Raw genomic sequence first — 18307 nt, 5'->3', positions numbered from 1 at the left:
GTGCCCTATTCAGCCGGACGATGACCGTCACCTTCGCTGCGTGGCCCCAAAATTTCCGTAAATTCTGGCATGTCACGCAGGCTTTCAAATTCGACTTCGGACCAGGCAGGCTGACGCATGGCATCGGAAAGTTCGACAGCGCGTTGCAAATCGGCCAGGGCAGCTTCGCGAAAGCCAAGGCCTGCATTGGCACAGGCACGCTGATAATGGCCATTGGCACTTTCGGGGGCTTCGGCCAAAAGGCGGTTACACAGGCTTAGCGCCCAGTCACGTTCGCCCAACATCAGCGCGGCATCGGCCTTATAGGCCATGACTTCCGGGTCGCCTGGCGACATTTCCAGCATCCGGTCATAAATCTCGATCTTGGAGCGCGGATTACTGACCTGATTGGCCTGCAGCCAATAGGCATGCAGGCTCTGGGTCCGCTCAATCTCGCGCTGGTTATCATTAATCACCTGGCTTTTCTGACGCAATTCCTCCTCAAGCGCACTTAACCTCGTTTCAAATTCATCCGACAAACGGCGCAATTCAGTATCGGCCAAAGACCGCACACTGGATTTCAGTTCACGCAGGGATTGCCAACCCAACATGGTCAATAGTGCGCCCACCGCCGCAACAAAATAGAAAAAATAGGTCACTGTGTTGGATGAATAGCTGATCGCCTTGTCAATCGCTTCCAACTGGCGATTAACCACCTCGCGCATCAGTTCGGTGCGCATGCCCTGCATGTCGGTACGCAGGGATTTGATTTCATCAAGCAGGTAACGTTCCATCAGGGGCGGCAGATTGGTTCTTTCATCGGCCGTAATTTTTCGGACATCAATCACCGTAGAGGGAGACTCGAGAGAGGCGCGATCTTTTTGCTGTTGGGCAAATGAAGAAGAACTTGCAAGCAAGCCGATAAGAAATACAATAATCATTCGTTTTACGTGCAGTCTCGACACCGGCGCATACCTCCCGATTGTTTTTTTTCTATCCCTGCAAGAACACATACTGTCCCGAACCGTTATAATTGACTAAATAATAAACAGGTTAAACCTTTTCGGTAATTTTGACTCAAATCAAGACAAAATGGGGGCTCCCGGACCTATACAAAGGATAGTAAATACTATATTTGAGTTCTAGAATTCTGTGTGCCTGGTGTCCGCCCAAATATGCGACTGCAAACATGGCCGATCCTGGGACATCTTTTGATCCGGACGTCTGGTAGCGCAGATGCTGATCCAATGCCAAAATTCCAAAAAGACCCAGGACATCAGATCCGATGAACGACCATGCCGACGCAATTAACCAGGCCCGAAAGATCGCGACAGAAACCGTTGCTTTGCTTTCCAGTCTGGATATTGCGCCGACACCGTCCAATTATGCGCTGTTTTACCATTATTTGTCTGGGACCAATCCGGAACTGACGCGAACCATAAATATTCTGCGCTCGAACCATCAGGAATTCGACCTGCTGCGCTGCCATTATTTGTGTGAACGTTTTTTTGGTTCGCAGGCCTTTGCACCAACGCTGTCAGGCCATGCTCCCGATTATTATCAGGGGGAAACATCGCTCCATTCCCGGCTGATTGACGCCCGCCCGCCGCATATGACAGAAACAGCCCCGTCGCACGCGCTGGATAAAGATGCACATTCCGCCGGCAGCCCCCCCGATAACAGCCACGGCCCCATCGATGACGATGATGTTGTATCGTCAGAAATTTCCCGTTTGCGCCAGGATCTGGAAGAGATGCGCAAGGAGGCAATGACCGACCCGCTAACCGGTATCGCCAACCGCAAAATGTTTGACCAGCAATTGCGTAACCGGGCAATGGAGGCAATGGAAAATGGCACGCCACTATGCCTGCTGATGATCGATGTTGACTATTTTAAACAGTTCAACGACACCTATGGTCATCAAACCGGCGATCAGGTCATTCGTCTGCTGGCCCAGACATTGCGCAACAATATCAAGGGCCGTGATACTGCCGCCCGTTATGGCGGCGAGGAATTTTCGGTTATTTTGCCGCGAACCAATATTGCCAGTGCCCGCCACCTGGCAGAGGCGATTCGCAACAATGTCCGGCAAAAAAATGTCATCAGCGAAGTCGATGGCTCCTCTATCGAGAAAATTACGGTTTCCATCGGCATTGGCTGCTTTGAATTTGGCGAACCCCTGGGCCACCTGATCCAGCGGGCTGACCAGGCGCTTTATCTGGCAAAACAGAAAGGGCGCGACTGCGTTGTCACCGAAGAGGAACTGGACGCACCTGTCAACCATCCCACCGGCCTGACCGAAGCGCCCCCCGCCATGCTCGTTCCCCAGGCCCCAAAACCCGCAGATCCTCAGATCCGCCGCAAAAGCAAGCCCTCAAAGCCCAAAAATATTCCTGCCTGAGAGGCCATAGGCGGGAAAATAGCGGCCCCTTGTTTATTGAAGGCGTTTATCGGAGGCGTTTTATTTGCCCCGCGACATCCAGAATCAAAAAGGGATATGGGCTTTGCTGCGGCTGACAGGGCCGGGTTTTCAGCCTATAAGCGCACCAAATAATTTACCTGACAAACGACAAAGAACGGAACAGCCTTGAAAAACCTGGACGTAATCATTATTGGCGGCGGCGCGGCAGGGCTTATGTGTGCCATCGAGGCGGGCAAGCGCGGACGTTCGGTGATGGTTATTGACCACGCCAGCAAACCGGCCGAAAAAATTCGCATTTCCGGCGGAGGCCGCTGCAATTTCACCAATCTGCATGCAAGGCCGGAAAACTATATTTCCCAAAACAAACGGTTCTGCGTATCCGCCCTGAAACGCTATACCCAGCACGATTTTATCGCGCTGGTGGATCGCCACAATATCGGGTGGCACGAAAAAACCCTGGGACAGCTTTTTTGCGATGAAAGTTCTTTCCAGATCATCGACATGCTGCTTGATGAATGTGACGATGCCGGTGTTGAAATTCGTCTGGGTACCAGCATCCGCACCATTGAGGCTGCCCAGCGCGGAGGCTATGTCGTAACCCTGCAAAACGGGTCCAACTGGCATTGCCAGTCGCTGGTGGTCGCCTGCGGGGGATTATCCATCCCGAAAATCGGGGCGACCGGTTTTGGTTATCAGATCGCCCGGCAATTTGGCCTGGAAATTGTACCGACCCGGGCAGCCCTGGTGCCGCTTACATTTGATCCCGATACCCGTGCGGATCTGGGGCAACTGGCGGGCATTTCGGTGGATGCCGTCGTTTCGCACCAGAAAACCAGATTTCGCGAGGGGTTGCTGTTTACTCATCGCGGGTTAAGCGGCCCGTCGATTCTGCAAATCTCATCCTATTGGCGCGAAGCCGAAACCATCAGCGTTAACCTTAATCCCGAACAGGATGCCTTTACACTGTTGAAAACCGCCAAGGATGAAAGCCCCAAACAGGCGGTTCATACGGTTTTGTCACGGATGCTGCCCAACCGGCTGGCGCAATATATTACCACCCGGCATGGCCTGGACCGCCCGATTGGCGAAACTGGCGACAAGGCGCTGCGCAAACTGGCAGGTGACGTCAATCAATGGCAAATCGCCCCGCAAGGCAGCGAGGGATACCGCACCGCCGAAGTCACTCTGGGTGGGGTGGATACCCGCGAATTATCCTCGCAAACGATGGAAAGCAAAAAGGCACCGGGCCTTTATTTCATCGGCGAAGTGGTGGATGTCACCGGCCATCTGGGCGGTTTTAATTTCCAGTGGGCCTGGTCATCGGGCTGGTGTGCAGGCCAGGTCGTCTGACCATCCCCGCATACGGCATCACTGGCCTTGCCAAACCGCATTTCCCGGAATGTGCGCCGGAACATTTCCGCCGTTACAAACGTTAGCCTGTTAATTGAAGACGCAACAATCGTGGCACACCCGCCAGTACAAATAACAAACGAGGTTGGGTTATGACAGGTTTTGACGGCATCATTGGCCTTATCATTCTGATTGCCGACATTTGGGCCATCATCAATGTCTTTGGCAGTGGTGCAAGTACAGGCTCGAAAATCCTCTGGACGATTTTAATTCTGGTGCTGCCGGTGGTCGGGCTGATCATCTGGTTCTTTGCCGGGCCGCGCAGTTCGCGCGCTTAAAGGCGGAATTTCTGCTTTGAACGAAATCAAGGCACCACAACATCACACAAAAGGGATACTGCATTATCGCGGCATCCCTTTTTTTATGTCTGGCAAAAACAACGACAGGACAAATCAGAAACAATGACCCGCATGGGCAAAAAAGCCCTAGTTCGCGCCAATTCCCCCGCGAATAAGGGCGGCAAATGTTTCGCAGGCTTCGTCTTCACGACACAGCCCCTTTACCATCTGTATTGAAAGCGCCTCGCCCGCGCCAATAAGACCAATGCAGCGACGTTTCAATTCCGCCTCATCCAATTCGCAAAATGGTGCCAGCGTTGCTGTAACCAGTTGCACATGATTATCCAGCAGTTCCTGATGAGCGGCCCCAACTCCCTCACTACCCGCCAGCGCCGCCGCAACAAGATGCCATTCACCGCTGGTATCGGCCTCACACTGTATGTAGGTGCGGGCCAAGACATTTATAGTTTCAGTCATATTGCCCTGAACGTCCACAAGTGCTTTTCGCAGCCCTTCGGTCTGAATATCGTCAAGCATTTTATAAAGCGCCAGCAACAATCCCGTCCGGCTGCCAAAATGCTCGTAGGATATTGGTTTTGTCACCCCGGCACATGTTGCCAGATAGGCCAGCGTCAAGCGATCTGTCCCTTCTTTGCGGATAATATCGCACGCGACTTCAAGCAATTGCGCCCGTCGTTCGGCTTTTGACAGCCGCCCGGACCGTACCTTTGGCGGCATATTTTCCGTTTCTTCACGCACCATCGACCTGCCCCTTGAAAACTTACCAAAGGTAAGTTACGTATAGTAAGTTACCTTTGGTAAGTCATGGCGTTGACCGCGTCATACTATGAGAAACGCCCCAATATGGAAAGGCAATACCATGTCAACATTCCCCATTTTACTTGTGGGTGGAACCGGCTTTGTCGGCAAACAGACCGCCCAATATCTGCGTGCACAAAATCCCGGGATTCCGTTGCTGATCGGTGCAAGAAACCTTGAAAAGGCGCAAAAAGTTGCCGCTGAAATCGGTAATGCGGAAGGTGTCGTTATTGATCTGTCAGATGAAAATCTGGGCCTGAAAGACCGTGCGGTTTCTGCCGTCGCCATCTTTTTCAAAGATGATACCCTTGCCGCATTGCATTTTGCACAAAGCCGCAAAGTTCCCCATATCAGCATTTCATCGGGTCTTTCGGAAATCGCCCCCGAAGTCGCCGCCTATATGAACAAACCAGACGCATCCGCCATTGTTATGGGGGCGGAATGGCTGGTGGGGGCAACCACGATTCCCGCCATCGAAATTGCCAAGAACTTTGCCACAATTAAAAGCGTCAAAATGGCCGCCCTGATAGACGAACAGGACAATGGCGGCCCGGCGACAGACATCGATATGCAACGTCTTGGTGAAACCCTGCCTGCGGCCCTGACCCGCAAGGATGGTGCTTTCTACTGGCGTGTAGGGGATGATGCCCAATCGGGTTTTCATGCCATCGATGGCCAATACACACCAGCCATTGCCCTGTCACCCTATGATGTAATGGGACTATTCAATGCCACCAACGCGGCAAATATCTCGTTTGATCTGGCGATTGGTGAAACATCGTCCCGCCGTCAGGGCTTGCCCATGTCAACGGAAATCATTATCGAGATTTCAGGAACGGATCATAAAGGCAACGCGAAACACAGCCGTCATGCCGTTTTCCATCCACAGGGCCAAATGCCCTTAACGGCACTGGGTGTTGCCATGTCTCTCGAACGCATGGTGGGGCTGGATGGCAAAACGCCCCTCAAACCGGGTCTGTATTTTCCCTACCAATTGCTGGATCAGAAAAACTATTTCAATCGTCTGGAAAGCATGGGCGGACGGGTTATCGACCTTGCCGATATTTCGGAAAATACCCGGGCACAGTTGTTTGCCTGAACCGGAGATCAGCCATTCCTGACCTTTAAACACGAAAATGGCGGGAACCCTGCACCGGGTTCCCGCACATCATCATGACGGCAAATTTGCCGGACGGTTAAAACCCGAACAGAAAAGTTATCGCCGCCCCACCCCCGATCAACGCAATGCGCAGCGGCCAAATACGCGGGGATATAATGCCAAACGAAATGGCGCCCAGCCCCACCGCCACCTTAAGTGACACGCCAAGGGCCAATAAAGGCTGCGATCCCAAAAGCAACAGCGACGGGTTTGCCACCATTGCCAGCGGCACCAGATAAAGCCCAACGCCAAGCGACATGGCTGTACCGGCAACCTTCAGCCAGTTTTCCTCGACCATACCGGCCGCAATAAAAACCGCACCACAGACCGGCGGGGTAATGGTGGACAGCAGGGCAAACCAGAACACAAACAAATGCGCCTGTAAGGGATCAAGGCCCAGTTCACCCAGGGCAGGCCCGGCAACCGACACACAAATCACATAGGCCGCGGTGGTCGGCACTTCCATGCCCAACACCAGGCAGGCAATGGCGGTTAACAACAGGGCGGGCCACAACATGCCGCCAGAACCTGACAGCAACAGCGAAGTAATTTTAACACCAAGCCCGGTTAAGCCCAGCACGCCAATGACGATGGAGGCACACAAAATAATCGCGGCAATCATGGAAACCTGACGCCCGGCATTCAGGCAGACATCGATAAAACGGTCGCGACTGCGCCGCACATCAAAGGTCAGCCGGGCATCAAAAAACAGCAACACCGCCCCGGCCAAAAGCGCAATGCAGGCCGCATATTGCGGGGTATAGCCCCCGCCAAACATGCCCCACAGCAAAATAACAAACGGCACCAGAAAAAAGGCCGATGTAATGACAACGGCGCGCAGGCTTGGCTGATCCTCCTCCGGCAGGCCGGGCAGGTCATACCGCCCCGCATAGGCGTTAATGCCAATCCAGACGGCCAGAAAATACAAAATCGCCGGTGGCAGTGCCGCCACCATGATTTCGGCATAGGGATGGCCGGTCAGTTCGACCATCACAAAGGCCCCCGCGCCCATCAGGGGCGGCATGATCTGCCCGCCCGATGATGCCACCGCCTCAACCGCGGCAGCAAGGCGTTTGGGATAACCCAGTTTGGTCATGGCAGGCAGAGTAATCGCCCCCGTCGAGGCCACATTGGCAGATGCCGACCCGGAAATGGAGCCAAACAAAGCCGATGAAATAACCGATACCTTGGCTGCCCCGCCGCGCAACCGCCCGGCCGCCGCGCCGGCGACATTCATAAAACCCTGGCCTGCTTCACCGGCATTCAAAACCGCACCAAAAATAACAAAAATGGCAACGATGCTTACCGAAACACCGGTCAAACTCCCCCACAGGCCGCCTTCGGCAATGGTGAGCGTACCCAGCATGCTTTCCACCGGCAAACCGCCATGACCAAATTCGCCAGGAATATACTGCCCCCAAAACCCGTAAATCAGCGCCAGGCTTGCCACCAGCGGCAGGGGCCAGCCAATGGCCCGGCGCGCCATTTCCAACACCGTTACCAGCAATGCCAGCGACAGGATGACCTGGAAATTATCGGTCAAAAAGCCGTATTGATCGGAAAGCTCGCTATGATGCAAGGCAATCCAGAGACAGCCAAACAGCCCGACTGCCGTAAACAGCGCACCCGTCACTTTTTGCACGGGCGTTTTGGCGACAAAAATCAGCGCCCAGGGCAAGGCCAGCGCCATATGCAGCGGGCGGCTGACCAGATTGGGCACCAGACCCGAAAAAATCAGCCACAGATGAAAGACAATGGATAAGGCCCCAAGAGAGATCCAGACCCATCGGCCCAAACCGGGTTTGACAGCAGATTGCATGATATTCCTGAAACAGAAGGCCCGGCATGACAGCAACCGACATACCGGGCCACAAGGGCAGTTAAAGTTTAAAAACGCTTATTTTTGATCGTCGCGTACCGGAAAACCGGCTTCGGCGTAATAGCGCAGCGCACCGGGATGGATCTTGCCCTTGATATTGGCAAGCATCTGCGGTGTTACCCCTTTCCACCATTTCGCATCCTGGCCCATTTTGGTTTTTTGATCCCAAAAGGTTTTGGTCAGCGTATAGGCGGTGTCATCATCCATTGCCGTGGTGGCATAGGCCACCACCGAAAGCGAGGATGTATGAATGTCTTTGCTCTGGCCGTTATAGGTTCCGGCAGGAATCACCGCCAGATCACGGCCGGTTTTGGCAATCTGTTCGTCCGTCAGCGACAGAACATTCACATCCATGCCTGCCGCCGCCTCGATCACATTGGGGGCAGGCCACGAACCGGCTGTCACAAAGGCATCGATCTGGCCGTTTTTAAGTGCTGCAACGGCGTTGGAAAGCTCGGCACTGGCAAGGTTCACTTTGTCTTTCAGGCCAAACAGTTCCAGGTATTTTTCGCCTTCCTTTGCCCCGAAGGAGCCCTTGCCCAAAAGCACGGTTTTGCCCGCCAGATCATCCAGGCTGTTGATGCCACGATCAGCCCGGGCGACAAAGTGCATGGTCAGCGAGGGAATGGGAAACAGGGCGCGAATTTCAGCAAACTTTTCGGTCGGGCGACCTTTGAAGGCCCCCTTGCCGTCGCGGGCGGCTTCAACCAAAGCGGGTGGTGATGTGAACATGTAATTGCCCGGACGGACCGAGGCTTCCATCACATTCTGTACCGACCCCTGGCTTTCCTCGACCGTGACAATAATCTCGCCATCGGTGCCGGTTTTGGTGGCCTCGGCAAGCTGGGCGGCCATCTGGTAATAGGATGATGCCGATTTTGCCGATTTAAGCGTTACCCGCGTTTCAGCCTGTGCGGCGGTGCTTAACCCGCCCAGCAGGCCCATCCCCGCAGCAAGAAGGCCAATTGTGCGCAATATTTTCAAGGGTATCCTCCCGTTTTTCAGCCAGCCCTGTAAACTTTCATTCTGGCCGTTTGCATCTCGTCAAATAATCTGCTGCGCAAAATTCCGCCCCAAAAACAGGCCGATTGCGCAAAACTCAACCCGATTAAGCCCATAGAAAGCATCTGTCCTGCAAAGGTCAAGTCTCTTGTCGCCCCGTTTTGCAGGCCGGCAAAACCGGGAATTTATTTATTCTGGCACAGTATTTATTTTCATTTGCGCCCTGCCAAAGCCCGGCATTGTAACCCGCCTCTATATCGCCCCTGTCGGGTATCCTGCCCTGTCGTGTCACGGTTGCAAATTGAAGGCTGGTATTTAACGAAAAAATGCCCTATGTGCGGCAAACATAATACAGGAACGCCAACCATTATGAGAGAATGGTCGGAACACCCCGTCACAAGATACGTTTCTGAAAAGATTTTATGTTTACCTGGTCAGATTGACAGGCCGCCTGTCGATCCGGCAGGGTATTTGTCCGCGTATCACAACGCCCCAGAGGTTGGCCCATGCCGCGTTCACCCATCGCGATGATTATTGCCCTATCGGCAACACTTTTTGCAGCCTTCACCCTGAATTCAGGGTCTTCGCTGCAATCGTCGTTGCTGGCACTGCGCGCATCATCCGAGGGCTTCGCCCCGATCTATACCGGTATCATTATGGCGTCCTATTATTCCGGTTTTGTCGGCGGCATCATCTGGGGGGCGTCACTGGTGAACCGGGTGGGGCATATTCGCACCTTTGCCGCCCTGGCCTCTACCGGGTCTGCCATTACGTTGCTGCACGCCGTTTTTGTTGATCCCATCACATGGTCGCTGTTTCGCGCCATGACGGGCCTGTGCCTGTCGGGCCTGTATCTGGTGGTGGAAAGCTGGCTGAACGAACAGGTCGACAACACATCGCGCGGCGCGATGATGGCCTCTTATATGACCGTCTCGCTGGGCGGGCTGGCGCTGGGGCAGCTCATGCTCAACCTCTCGCCCATTTCCGGGTTTGAGCTGTTTACCCTGGCCTCGGTGTTGCTCTCGCTGTCGCTGGTGCCCATTGCCCTGACCCGGCAGCCGCCCCCCTCCGCTGTCAGTGGCGATCGCATGAAACTGCGCCGCCTGTTCAAAATTTCGCCGCTGGGTTTTGTCGGCGCGGCAGGCAGTGGTGTGTTTTCCGGTGCCATTTATGGTGTTGGCCCGGTTTTTGCCGCCGACCTTGGCCTGCCGACGGCGGACATCGCCACCTTCATGTTCTTTGTCATTTTGGGCGGGATGTTGCTGCAATGGCCAATTGGCCGTGCCTCTGACATGGTTCCGCGCCAATATGTGCTGATTGCCATGCTGGTCGGCCTGATTTTTACCGGGCTGGTGCCCTATGCGATGCCTGATACCATTCGCGACCATCTGTCGATCTGGGGAGCGGTGCTGGGTGTTTTCACCATGCCGGTCTATGCCATCTCGGTGGCTTATGTGAATGACTATCTAACCCCGGATGATTTTGTCCCGGCCAGTGGCGCGCTTTTGATTGTTTATGGCGGATCGGCGGCTTCCGGTCCGATTGTCGGTTCCATGTTCCTCGATTATTTTGGCCCCTGGGGCCTGCCACTCCTGTTTTCCATCGTGGCGTTCGGCATGGCTGTTTTTGCCACTTATCGTGCCGGTTTTGGCCGTCGTATCAGCCTCGAAGAACAGGGGACATTCGTTGCCGTGCCCCGTACCACACCTATGGTGACGGAATTTGCCCCGCTGGCTGAAGAAACCGACGACACCGGCACCGAAGACGAAACAGCACCAGACGACATGGACGACGCCCGCCCAACAGACCACACCGACGACGCCATATCCGATGCGGATATACCAAAGCCCCGCGACTGAAGCACGACCTGGTAGCGAAAAAGCACGTTTCCCGGAGTTTTCCGGGTTTCTGCCGGGTGACAAAAAATGTCCGTCGCCGCATGGATCATTTCGCCGGTTCAAACGTTTTCCACAATACGGAAAACATCCCATAAATTTGAAAGCTGTGGTGGACCCTGCCAGGGGGGACACCTATGCTATGGGCCGAACAATCAGGCAGAAACGGGCCTGGTGCATCATGATCACTGGCGAGAGGAAACATGACCCAAAGAATCAGCAAAGGTGGCCTTCAGATTGCAACGGTGTTGCACGATCTGGTGGCAAACGAAGTTCTGCCGGGTACCGGTGTGGACGCGGACGCGTTCTGGGCATCCTTTGAAAAGCTGGTGACAGAACTGGGCCCGCGCAACCGCGCCCTGCTGGCCAGGCGCGACGAATTGCAGGCCAAAATTGATGACTGGCACCTCTCACGCCGTGATCAGGCCCGCGACCCCGCCGCCTACAAGGATTTCCTGATGGAAATCGGCTATCTTCTGCCCGAAGGCGAAGATTTTTATATTACCACCACCAATGTCGACCCGGAAATTGCCCGTGTTGCCGGGCCACAACTGGTGGTACCGGTGATGAATGCACGCTATGCGCTTAATGCGGCCAATGCCCGCTGGGGCAGCCTGTATGATGCGCTTTATGGCACCGATGTGATTGACGAGGCCGATGGCAAGGAAAAAGGCACGTCCTTTAACCCCAAACGCGGGGCTGCCGTTATTGCCTATGCCGCCAATTTCCTCGATCATGCCGCACCGCTGGCCAATGGCCTGCACGAGGATGTTGTCAAATACGAAGTCCGCGACAATGGTGCGGGCTGGTGGGCGCTGCAGGCAACCTTGAAGGACGGCACCGAAACCGCCCTGGCCTTGCCGTCTCAGTTTATTGGCTTTAATGAAAAGGATGATGCCATCAGCGCCATCCTGCTGCGCAATCATGGCCTGCATATCGAAATTTCGATTGACCCCACGCATTTCATCGGCAAGGACCACCCGGCCCATGTCGCCGATGTGCTAATGGAATCCGCCCTGACCACCATTCAGGATTGCGAGGATTCGATTGCCGCCGTCGATGCCGAGGACAAAACCCTGGTCTACCGCAACCTTTTGGGCCTGATGAAAGGCACCCTTGAGGAAAGCTTTGAAAAGGGCGGTAAAACCCTGACCCGCCGCCTGAATGCGGACCGCACCTATCAGGGCTTTGATGGCCAGGAAGTTACCCTGCCAGGCCGCAGCCTGATGCTGGTGCGCAATGTCGGCCATCTGATGACGACCGATGCCGTGCTGGATGCCGATGGCAACGAAGTGCCCGAAGGCTTCCTGGATGCCATGATGACCGCCGTTATTGCCAAACATGACCTTGAGGGCAACAGCAGTGTCACCAATTCCCGCATGGGCAGCATTTACATCGTCAAACCGAAAATGCACGGCCCGGAAGAGGTTCAGTTGACCAGCGACCTGTTTGCCTTTGCCGAGGAAGCCGCTGGCTTGCCTGCCCATACCCTGAAGGTCGGCATCATGGACGAGGAACGCCGCACGACCATCAATCTCAAGGAATGTATTCGGGCGGCACAGGACCGGGTAGTCTTTATCAATACCGGCTTCCTTGATCGCACCGGCGATGAAATCCATACCAGCATGGAAGCCGGGCCGATGGTGCGCAAGGAAGCCATGAAGGATCAGTACTGGATCCATGCCTATGAGAACTGGAATGTCGATGTCGGCCTTGAATGCGGCATGAAGGGCATTGCCCAGATCGGCAAGGGCATGTGGGCCAAACCGGACCGCATGGCCGAAATGATGGAAGCCAAAATCGGCCATCCGAAGGCGGGGGCCAATTGCGCCTGGGTGCCCTCGCCCACGGCAGCCACCCTGCATGCCATGCACTATCACAAGGTTGATGTCCGTGCGGTTCAGGATGAAGTCGGCAAACGCGAACGTGCGAGCCTCGATGACATCCTCGCCATTCCGCGTCTGGGCGACCAGCATCCGATGCGCAGTGAAATCCAGGCCGAACTGGACAATAATGCCCAGGGGATTCTGGGCTATGTCGTGCGCTGGATCGATGCCGGTATTGGCTGTTCCAAGGTGCCCGACATCAATAATGTCGGCCTGATGGAAGACCGCGCCACATTGCGTATTTCCAGCCAGCATATTGCCAACTGGCTGCATCATGGCCTGTGCGACGAAGAACAGGTGATGGAAACCTTAAAACGCATGGCCGCTGTGGTTGACGAACAAAATGCCGGCGACCCGGATTATCGCAACATGGCACCCAATTTTGACGATAGCGTTGCCTTTCAGGCCGCCTGCGATCTGATCTTCAAGGGGCGCGAACAGCCCAATGGCTATACCGAACCCGTGCTTCATGCCCGCCGCCGCGAGGCCAAGGCAAAATACGGGGCGTAAAACCACGTGAATCCCCCAACAATGCCCCGCAGTATCAATTGCGGGGCATTGTTGTTTATCAGACAAACGCGCTCACATCAGGTCAGAATCTCGTACCCCTTTGGCGTGACAACCACGGTATGCTCATATTGCACCGTGGGCGCACCGGTATCGGCATAAAGCGTCCAGCCATCATTCTTGTCTTCGGTCGCCCATTCCGATCCCAAGGACAAAAACGGCTCGATGGTAATGACCTGGCCCTTTTTCAGGGTCCGGCGCTCACGCGGTTCATCCCAGGTGGCGATGGTTTTGGGCTCTTCATGCAGCGACCGCCCCACCCCGTGGCTCGCCAGATTACGGATCAGGGTATAGCCATTTTTGCGGGCGAAATTTTCCACCGTCAGGCCAATTTCACGCAAGGGCGTGCCATGACGCACGGTTTTGACCGCCCGCAGCATGACCTTTTTGCCATCATGACATAGTTTTTCAATTTCCGGTCGGCTGGCTTCAAACCCGCCCAGCACAAAACTGGCCCCGGTATCGGCAAAATAGCCATCCAGCGATGCCGACACATCAACATTCACCAAATCCCCGCGCTGCAACACGCGCGGACCGGGAATGCCATGCGCCACCACTTCATTGACACTGATGCAGGTGGCACCGGGAAAATTATATTCCCCTTCCGGCGCGGAAATCGCCCCGGCACGGTCCAGCATCGCCCGGCCGATATCATCCAGCTCGGCTGTGGTCATGCCCGGTTCGGCGGCGGCACACATGGCATCGCGAATGTCGCCGCACAAACGCCCGATCCGGCGCATGGCGACAAGGTCTTTTTCGTTTTTGATCGTCATAAAAAGGCTATGCGATGTTGGTCCGGGAAAGTCAAGAAGACAGCCCGCTGTAAACGGGGCCATCCCTTGCAAAAATCACACTGGCAGATCGCTGTGTGACCACTATGCTAGAGGGTGAAACGTCCCTGAAAACATGGCAACGGATAAAATCATGACCATGACCGACATGACCTACTGGCTGGAGCTGACCGGCGTTGCGGTTTTTGCCGTAACCGGTGCGCTTGAAGCCTCGCGCCGGCAAATGGATATTGTCGGCTTTGTCCTGATTGCCACCTTTACCGGCATTGGTGGCGGCACCGTGCGCGATGTGATTACCGGCGAAACCCCGGTTTTCTGGATCCGCGATCCCGCCTGGATCATCACCTGCATTGTCAGCGCCGTTGTCGTTTATTTTACCGCCCATCTGCTTGAACGCCGTTATATCGCGCTGCTCTGGCTCGATGCGCTGGGCCTGGCGATGTTTGGCGTGACCGGGGCGGCGATTGGCCTTAACCTTAATCTTTCGCCACTGGTTGCCATCATTCTGGGCATGATCAGCGCCACCTTTGGCGGCATGGTGCGCGATGTGGTCTGTAATGAATTGCCGCTTATTCTGCGGCCGGAAATTTACATTACCTCGGCCCTGCTGGGGGCCCTGATCTATACCGTCGGCACAGCAATGCTTGAACTGCCCAAGCAGCCCGTCGCCCTGGTGGCATTTTTGTGCGCCTTTGCCCTGCGGGCAGCCGCCCTTAAATTCCGGCTCAGTTTCCCGGTTTATCGGGCTCGTCCGGGCCGCGAATATTAGGAACGGAAAACAAAGAGGTTCAACGGGGCACAGGGTGGGCTTTTGCCTGCCTCTTGTGCCCTTTTGAAAAAGGATTCGGTATTTTATTGATAAAACACATTTTCCATGATGTAGTCGGCAAAGATATTTGCAGGGTTGCATCGGCACCAAATCTTTCGTGCCGTGCCCCTCTTCGGACCCCATGAAAAATAACAGGCCCGTTTAATGCTTGAACACTCAATGACCGCCCAGGATATTCTGCCAAAAGATAGCACCGCCGCCCTTCTGATTGGCCGGGTCTGGGACCCGCGCGCCAGCGGCCCAACGCCGGTTTTGCTGGCAAATGGATCGCTCCACGACATCAGCGCACTTGCCCCCACCACCAGCCAGCTTCTGGAGCGTGACGATCTGGTGGCAAAACTTGCCAATGCGGCTGATTTCCCCGTTCTGGGCACGCTTGATGACGTTCTTGCCAACAGCATACCCGATAGCGACCCTGGCAAAATGCACCTGCTGGCCCCCAACGATGTTCAGGCGGTCAAGGCCAGCGGTGTGACCTTTGTTTCCAGCCTGCTTGAACGCGTGATCGAGGAACAGGCACGGGGCGATTCCTCCAAGGCCGATCAGATCCGCCGTGAAATTACCGAAATTATTGGCGAAGACCTCTCACAAATTCAGCCGGGCTCCGACAAAGCAGCCGATATTAAAAAGGTGCTGCTGGAAAAAGGGGCCTGGTCGCAATATCTGGAAGTCGGCATTGGCCCGGATGCGGAAATTTTCACCAAGGCCCCGCCCATGTCATCCGTCGGACCCGGAGCCAATGTCGGCCTGCACCCGATTTCGCACTGGAACAACCCGGAACCGGAACTGGTCCTGGCGATTACATCAACCGGTCGCATTGTTGGCGCCACACTGGGTAATGACGTCAATCTCCGCGATGTCGAGGGGCGCTCCGCCCTTTTGCTGGGCAAGGCCAAGGACAATAACGGGTCTTGTTCGGTCGGCCCGTTCATTCGCCTGTTTGATGGCAACTTCACCCTTGAAAATGTGAAATCGGCCGATATTGCGCTGACCATTGATGGCGAAGATGGCTTCCATCTTGAAGGGGTCAGTTCCATGAGCAAAATCAGCCGCTCGCCCGAAAGCCTGGTCGGGCAGGCGATTGGCAAGCATCATCAATATCCCGATGGTTTCATGCTGTTTTTGGGCACCATGTTTGCTCCGGTTCAGGATCGCGGGGCCAAAGGGGCAGGCTTTACCCATGAAATTGGCGATAGTGTCAAAATCTCGACGCCGCAACTGGGCGCGCTGATTAACCGGGTGGACCGTTCTGATAAAATCAGCCCCTGGACTTTTGGCATCACCGCCCTGATGTCGAATCTCGCCCGGCGCGGCCTGCTGAAATAACCCTCGCGGCGAACAAACCCGCTTTAAATGCACAAAACCCCGGCACCCTTTGAAAAGCACCGGGGTTTTGTTTTATCTGTTTTCTGCCTTATGGCCGGTTACGACCCGCTTAATTTGCGGTCTTCATTGCGGTGCGTTCGATCAGCGCATTCCAGTTGCCATTGGAAATGAAATGGCAATACACCAGATGCAGCCAGCCGCGTTTGCGCCACGCCAGGAAGGTTTCATCGTCCAATTCATTGAATTTGGTTTCATCGATCACCTTGAAACCCGACAGGCTAAGCTTGCGGCCATCGGCCAGCGTTGCATCGGCACGATTTTCTACCAGAAGGCCCGCTTCGCTGATGGCCTTGAGGAACTCTGCCGTCGCAGCATAATGCGCCTGGTAATCACGGCAGAAATCAAGCGCACCCTGCGTCATTTTGGACGGTTCCCCATCAACAAAGAATGGGTTTTCCGTACCTTCGACAACGGTTTTGGCATCTTCATCGACGCAAAGGGTATATTGGCTTTTGTCTTCATTTTCAAAGAAGATGAAGGGATAGCGGCGGATATAGGCCGGAACATAGGTGCCCGGGGCCCAGTTGCCCTTGTCATCGACCATCACATTTTCAGATGCGCGCAGGCCCAGCAGCGCAACCATCTGGGTCTGTGCCCCGTCGGTGAACAGGATGGGATAATTCTTGCACACCATCGGCAGTTCGGTTGCCACAATGGGCACAGAATTGGTGTTGGCAGCAAATGAAAAATCCGAGGTCGGGGTTAACGACATATTGCCATGCCGTTCCGCCAGCACCGCACGCGGCTTGCTGTAAAACAGCGGCAATGCACCGGCAGCAGGTGCTGCCGCAGTTGCAGCACCTGCTGCAGTTTTGGTTGCCGCGCCGTTCGTTTTGCTTTCTTTTGCCAAAATACCCTCACATCTTCCTAACGCCAGCCGAAAACGGCTGCTTAAAAACGGTCCGCAGTTCCTTCCCGTCTCTCTCGATCCATATCGAAAGCCCCGATCGACAATCATATGTGCGCAGCAAATCTGCCACAAACCGTCCAACCGTCGCCCCTGACAGAACGCAACCGGGAAACGAACCTCCCTTTACCTATCCTCAATACACGCCCGGTCCTTGCCGTTGCAACAGCTATCACTGAACGGAACGTCCCATTTTTACTGCGTGTCATCTTAACAAGAGTGCGCCTATGAGGGGCTTTTTGTTGATTGCGGGGGGCCAGATTTTGCTGCGGGCTTTGCCCTTGCTGAGCCTGCGCAAAGCGATGCTTTACTTGTCTTGAACAGTCAGCTCAAGCCATACGGCCCCACCTACCAGACATTAGAATCCTACCCATTTAGATTGAAGCAAAATTAAGGAATTTGTGATTCAACCTAAATAGGTAGGACTCTAAAATAAAAATGGCCGGATAGTTCAGGCTATCCGGCCATCTGAATTAAAAGCACGCCCGTCATGTCGCGCCTTAATCTGCATCAGCAAGGCCGTAAAACAAATGGGGCTTATGACTGATACGGCCTATGCCAGCCTCACCCCTGGCAAGATCGCTCCCCCAGTTCCTCAAAGAACCGCAACAGATAACCATCAGGATCAGCGACCACAAACTGGCGATTACCGGATTCCATATCTCCAATCCGATACCATTTTTCCTCTGGTTCAAGGTAAAGCGCGATCTCCTGCTCTCGCAGCGCTGCAACCATCTCCGAAATGGTTTCCACACGGATTTGCACATTAAGCCCCCGACCGAACGGATAGGACTGTGGCAGGTGCCCATCATCAAAGGTCCGCCCTTCCCCGATCTGATCAATCATGATCTCGGCCTTGCCAAGCGCAAGGTAACAAAACCCTTCTTCCGGGCGCTCATAAAGGCATGTGAACCCCAGAATATCGCAGTAAAACGCCCTGGATTTTCGCCAGTCAGATACGGCAAATTCAGGCACAAGGGCATTGGGCATCGTATGTCTCAACCTTCAATGACACGACCTATAATCAGCTACAATAATATATATGCTTCTTCGTGTTGTAGATAAGGAAAGGCCCGCAATCTGCGCGCGGCTTCGCCG

Annotated in this window: 15 protein-coding genes; 8 read left to right on the top strand and 7 right to left on the bottom strand. The window is 54.7% G+C overall.

Annotation, left to right across the window (positions count from 1 at the left end):
• Nucleotides 1-5: 5 nt before the first annotated feature.
• Complete coding sequence (locus TH25_RS20925) at nucleotides 6-920, bottom strand: tetratricopeptide repeat protein (RefSeq protein ID WP_114090221.1); 915 nt, start codon at nucleotides 918-920, stop codon at nucleotides 6-8.
• Between the two features lie 344 nt (nucleotides 921-1264).
• On the opposite strand from TH25_RS20925, the gene TH25_RS20920 reads away from it, so the two are divergent.
• From TH25_RS20920 to TH25_RS20910, 3 genes are all read left to right on the top strand, one after another.
• Nucleotides 1265-2380 carry a GGDEF domain-containing protein gene (locus TH25_RS20920; protein WP_114090220.1) on the top strand — a complete coding sequence of 372 codons (1116 nt, stop codon included), beginning with the start codon at nucleotides 1265-1267 and terminating at the stop codon, nucleotides 2378-2380.
• Between the two features lie 186 nt (nucleotides 2381-2566).
• A complete protein-coding gene (locus TH25_RS20915; RefSeq protein WP_114090219.1) occupies nucleotides 2567-3751 on the top strand; it encodes a BaiN/RdsA family NAD(P)/FAD-dependent oxidoreductase in 1185 nt (394 codons plus the stop codon).
• A gap of 152 nt (nucleotides 3752-3903) precedes the next feature.
• Nucleotides 3904-4089, top strand: a complete 186-nt coding sequence (locus TH25_RS20910; protein ID WP_073953146.1) for a PLD nuclease N-terminal domain-containing protein — start codon at nucleotides 3904-3906, stop codon at nucleotides 4087-4089.
• A gap of 147 nt (nucleotides 4090-4236) precedes the next feature.
• Here TH25_RS20910 and TH25_RS20905 read toward each other — a convergent pair whose 3' ends face one another.
• Nucleotides 4237-4851 carry a TetR/AcrR family transcriptional regulator gene (locus TH25_RS20905; RefSeq protein WP_220151472.1) on the bottom strand — a complete coding sequence of 205 codons (615 nt, stop codon included), beginning with the start codon at nucleotides 4849-4851 and terminating at the stop codon, nucleotides 4237-4239.
• Nucleotides 4852-4969: 118 nt separating this feature from the next.
• Between TH25_RS20905 and TH25_RS20900 the strand changes: the two genes are divergently transcribed.
• The gene (locus TH25_RS20900; RefSeq protein ID WP_114090218.1) at nucleotides 4970-6007 is read left to right on the top strand and encodes a Rossmann-fold NAD(P)-binding domain-containing protein; all 1038 of its coding nucleotides are present in this window, start codon (nucleotides 4970-4972) and stop codon (nucleotides 6005-6007) included.
• 97 nt (nucleotides 6008-6104) lie between these two features.
• Here the strand turns inward: TH25_RS20900 and TH25_RS20895 are convergent, their stop codons facing one another.
• Nucleotides 6105-7886, bottom strand: coding sequence for a TRAP transporter permease (locus tag TH25_RS20895; protein WP_114090217.1), 1782 nt, complete (start codon nucleotides 7884-7886; stop codon nucleotides 6105-6107).
• 78 nt (nucleotides 7887-7964) lie between these two features.
• Nucleotides 7965-8930 carry a TAXI family TRAP transporter solute-binding subunit gene (locus TH25_RS20890; protein ID WP_220151471.1) on the bottom strand — a complete coding sequence of 322 codons (966 nt, stop codon included), beginning with the start codon at nucleotides 8928-8930 and terminating at the stop codon, nucleotides 7965-7967.
• A 524-nt stretch (nucleotides 8931-9454) separates the two neighbouring features.
• Between TH25_RS20890 and TH25_RS20885 the strand changes: the two genes are divergently transcribed.
• Both TH25_RS20885 and TH25_RS20880 read left to right on the top strand, forming a co-directional pair.
• The gene (locus tag TH25_RS20885; protein ID WP_258549252.1) at nucleotides 9455-10807 is read left to right on the top strand and encodes an MFS transporter; all 1353 of its coding nucleotides are present in this window, start codon (nucleotides 9455-9457) and stop codon (nucleotides 10805-10807) included.
• Between the two features lie 239 nt (nucleotides 10808-11046).
• Complete coding sequence (locus tag TH25_RS20880; RefSeq protein WP_114090216.1) at nucleotides 11047-13239, top strand: malate synthase G; 2193 nt, start codon at nucleotides 11047-11049, stop codon at nucleotides 13237-13239.
• 77 nt (nucleotides 13240-13316) lie between these two features.
• Here the strand turns inward: TH25_RS20880 and map are convergent, their stop codons facing one another.
• Complete coding sequence (gene map / locus TH25_RS20875; RefSeq protein WP_114090215.1) at nucleotides 13317-14069, bottom strand: type I methionyl aminopeptidase; 753 nt, start codon at nucleotides 14067-14069, stop codon at nucleotides 13317-13319.
• Between the two features lie 151 nt (nucleotides 14070-14220).
• On the opposite strand from map, the gene TH25_RS20870 reads away from it, so the two are divergent.
• Together TH25_RS20870 and TH25_RS20865 are read left to right on the top strand one after the other, a co-directional pair.
• Nucleotides 14221-14856 (top strand): trimeric intracellular cation channel family protein, encoded by a 636-nt coding sequence (locus TH25_RS20870; protein ID WP_114090214.1) that lies wholly within the window; start codon nucleotides 14221-14223, stop codon nucleotides 14854-14856.
• Between the two features lie 204 nt (nucleotides 14857-15060).
• The gene (locus TH25_RS20865) at nucleotides 15061-16242 is read left to right on the top strand and encodes a fumarylacetoacetate hydrolase family protein (RefSeq protein ID WP_114090213.1); all 1182 of its coding nucleotides are present in this window, start codon (nucleotides 15061-15063) and stop codon (nucleotides 16240-16242) included.
• 109 nt (nucleotides 16243-16351) lie between these two features.
• Here TH25_RS20865 and TH25_RS20860 read toward each other — a convergent pair whose 3' ends face one another.
• Together TH25_RS20860 and TH25_RS20855 are read right to left on the bottom strand one after the other, a co-directional pair.
• Nucleotides 16352-17152, bottom strand: a complete 801-nt coding sequence (locus TH25_RS20860) for a SapC family protein (RefSeq protein WP_258549251.1) — start codon at nucleotides 17150-17152, stop codon at nucleotides 16352-16354.
• 621 nt (nucleotides 17153-17773) lie between these two features.
• The gene (locus TH25_RS20855) at nucleotides 17774-18199 is read right to left on the bottom strand and encodes a bleomycin resistance protein (RefSeq protein ID WP_114090212.1); all 426 of its coding nucleotides are present in this window, start codon (nucleotides 18197-18199) and stop codon (nucleotides 17774-17776) included.
• Nucleotides 18200-18307 lie beyond the last annotated feature (108 nt).

It is taken from the genome of Thalassospira profundimaris (assembly GCF_003326755.1).
GTDB classification, from domain to species: domain Bacteria; phylum Pseudomonadota; class Alphaproteobacteria; order Rhodospirillales; family Thalassospiraceae; genus Thalassospira; species Thalassospira profundimaris_B.
This window is presented reverse-complemented; position numbering and strand designations above follow the sequence as displayed.

Coding starts and splice junctions, on each gene's coding strand:
- TH25_RS20910 (WP_073953146.1), top strand. CDS start 3,904: ATGACAGGTTTTGACGGCATCATTGGCCTTATCATTCTGATTGCCGAC.
- TH25_RS20880 (WP_114090216.1), top strand. CDS start 11,047: ATGACCCAAAGAATCAGCAAAGGTGGCCTTCAGATTGCAACGGTGTTG.
- TH25_RS20920 (WP_114090220.1), top strand. CDS start 1,265: ATGAACGACCATGCCGACGCAATTAACCAGGCCCGAAAGATCGCGACA.
- TH25_RS20870 (WP_114090214.1), top strand. CDS start 14,221: ATGACCATGACCGACATGACCTACTGGCTGGAGCTGACCGGCGTTGCG.
- TH25_RS20895 (WP_114090217.1), bottom strand. CDS start 7,886: ATGCAATCTGCTGTCAAACCCGGTTTGGGCCGATGGGTCTGGATCTCT.
- map (WP_114090215.1), bottom strand. CDS start 14,069: ATGACGATCAAAAACGAAAAAGACCTTGTCGCCATGCGCCGGATCGGG.
- TH25_RS20865 (WP_114090213.1), top strand. CDS start 15,061: ATGCTTGAACACTCAATGACCGCCCAGGATATTCTGCCAAAAGATAGC.
- TH25_RS20855 (WP_114090212.1), bottom strand. CDS start 18,199: ATGCCCAATGCCCTTGTGCCTGAATTTGCCGTATCTGACTGGCGAAAA.
- TH25_RS20900 (WP_114090218.1), top strand. CDS start 4,970: ATGTCAACATTCCCCATTTTACTTGTGGGTGGAACCGGCTTTGTCGGC.
- TH25_RS20905 (WP_220151472.1), bottom strand. CDS start 4,851: ATGGTGCGTGAAGAAACGGAAAATATGCCGCCAAAGGTACGGTCCGGG.
- TH25_RS20925 (WP_114090221.1), bottom strand. CDS start 920: ATGATTATTGTATTTCTTATCGGCTTGCTTGCAAGTTCTTCTTCATTT.
- TH25_RS20885 (WP_258549252.1), top strand. CDS start 9,455: ATGCCGCGTTCACCCATCGCGATGATTATTGCCCTATCGGCAACACTT.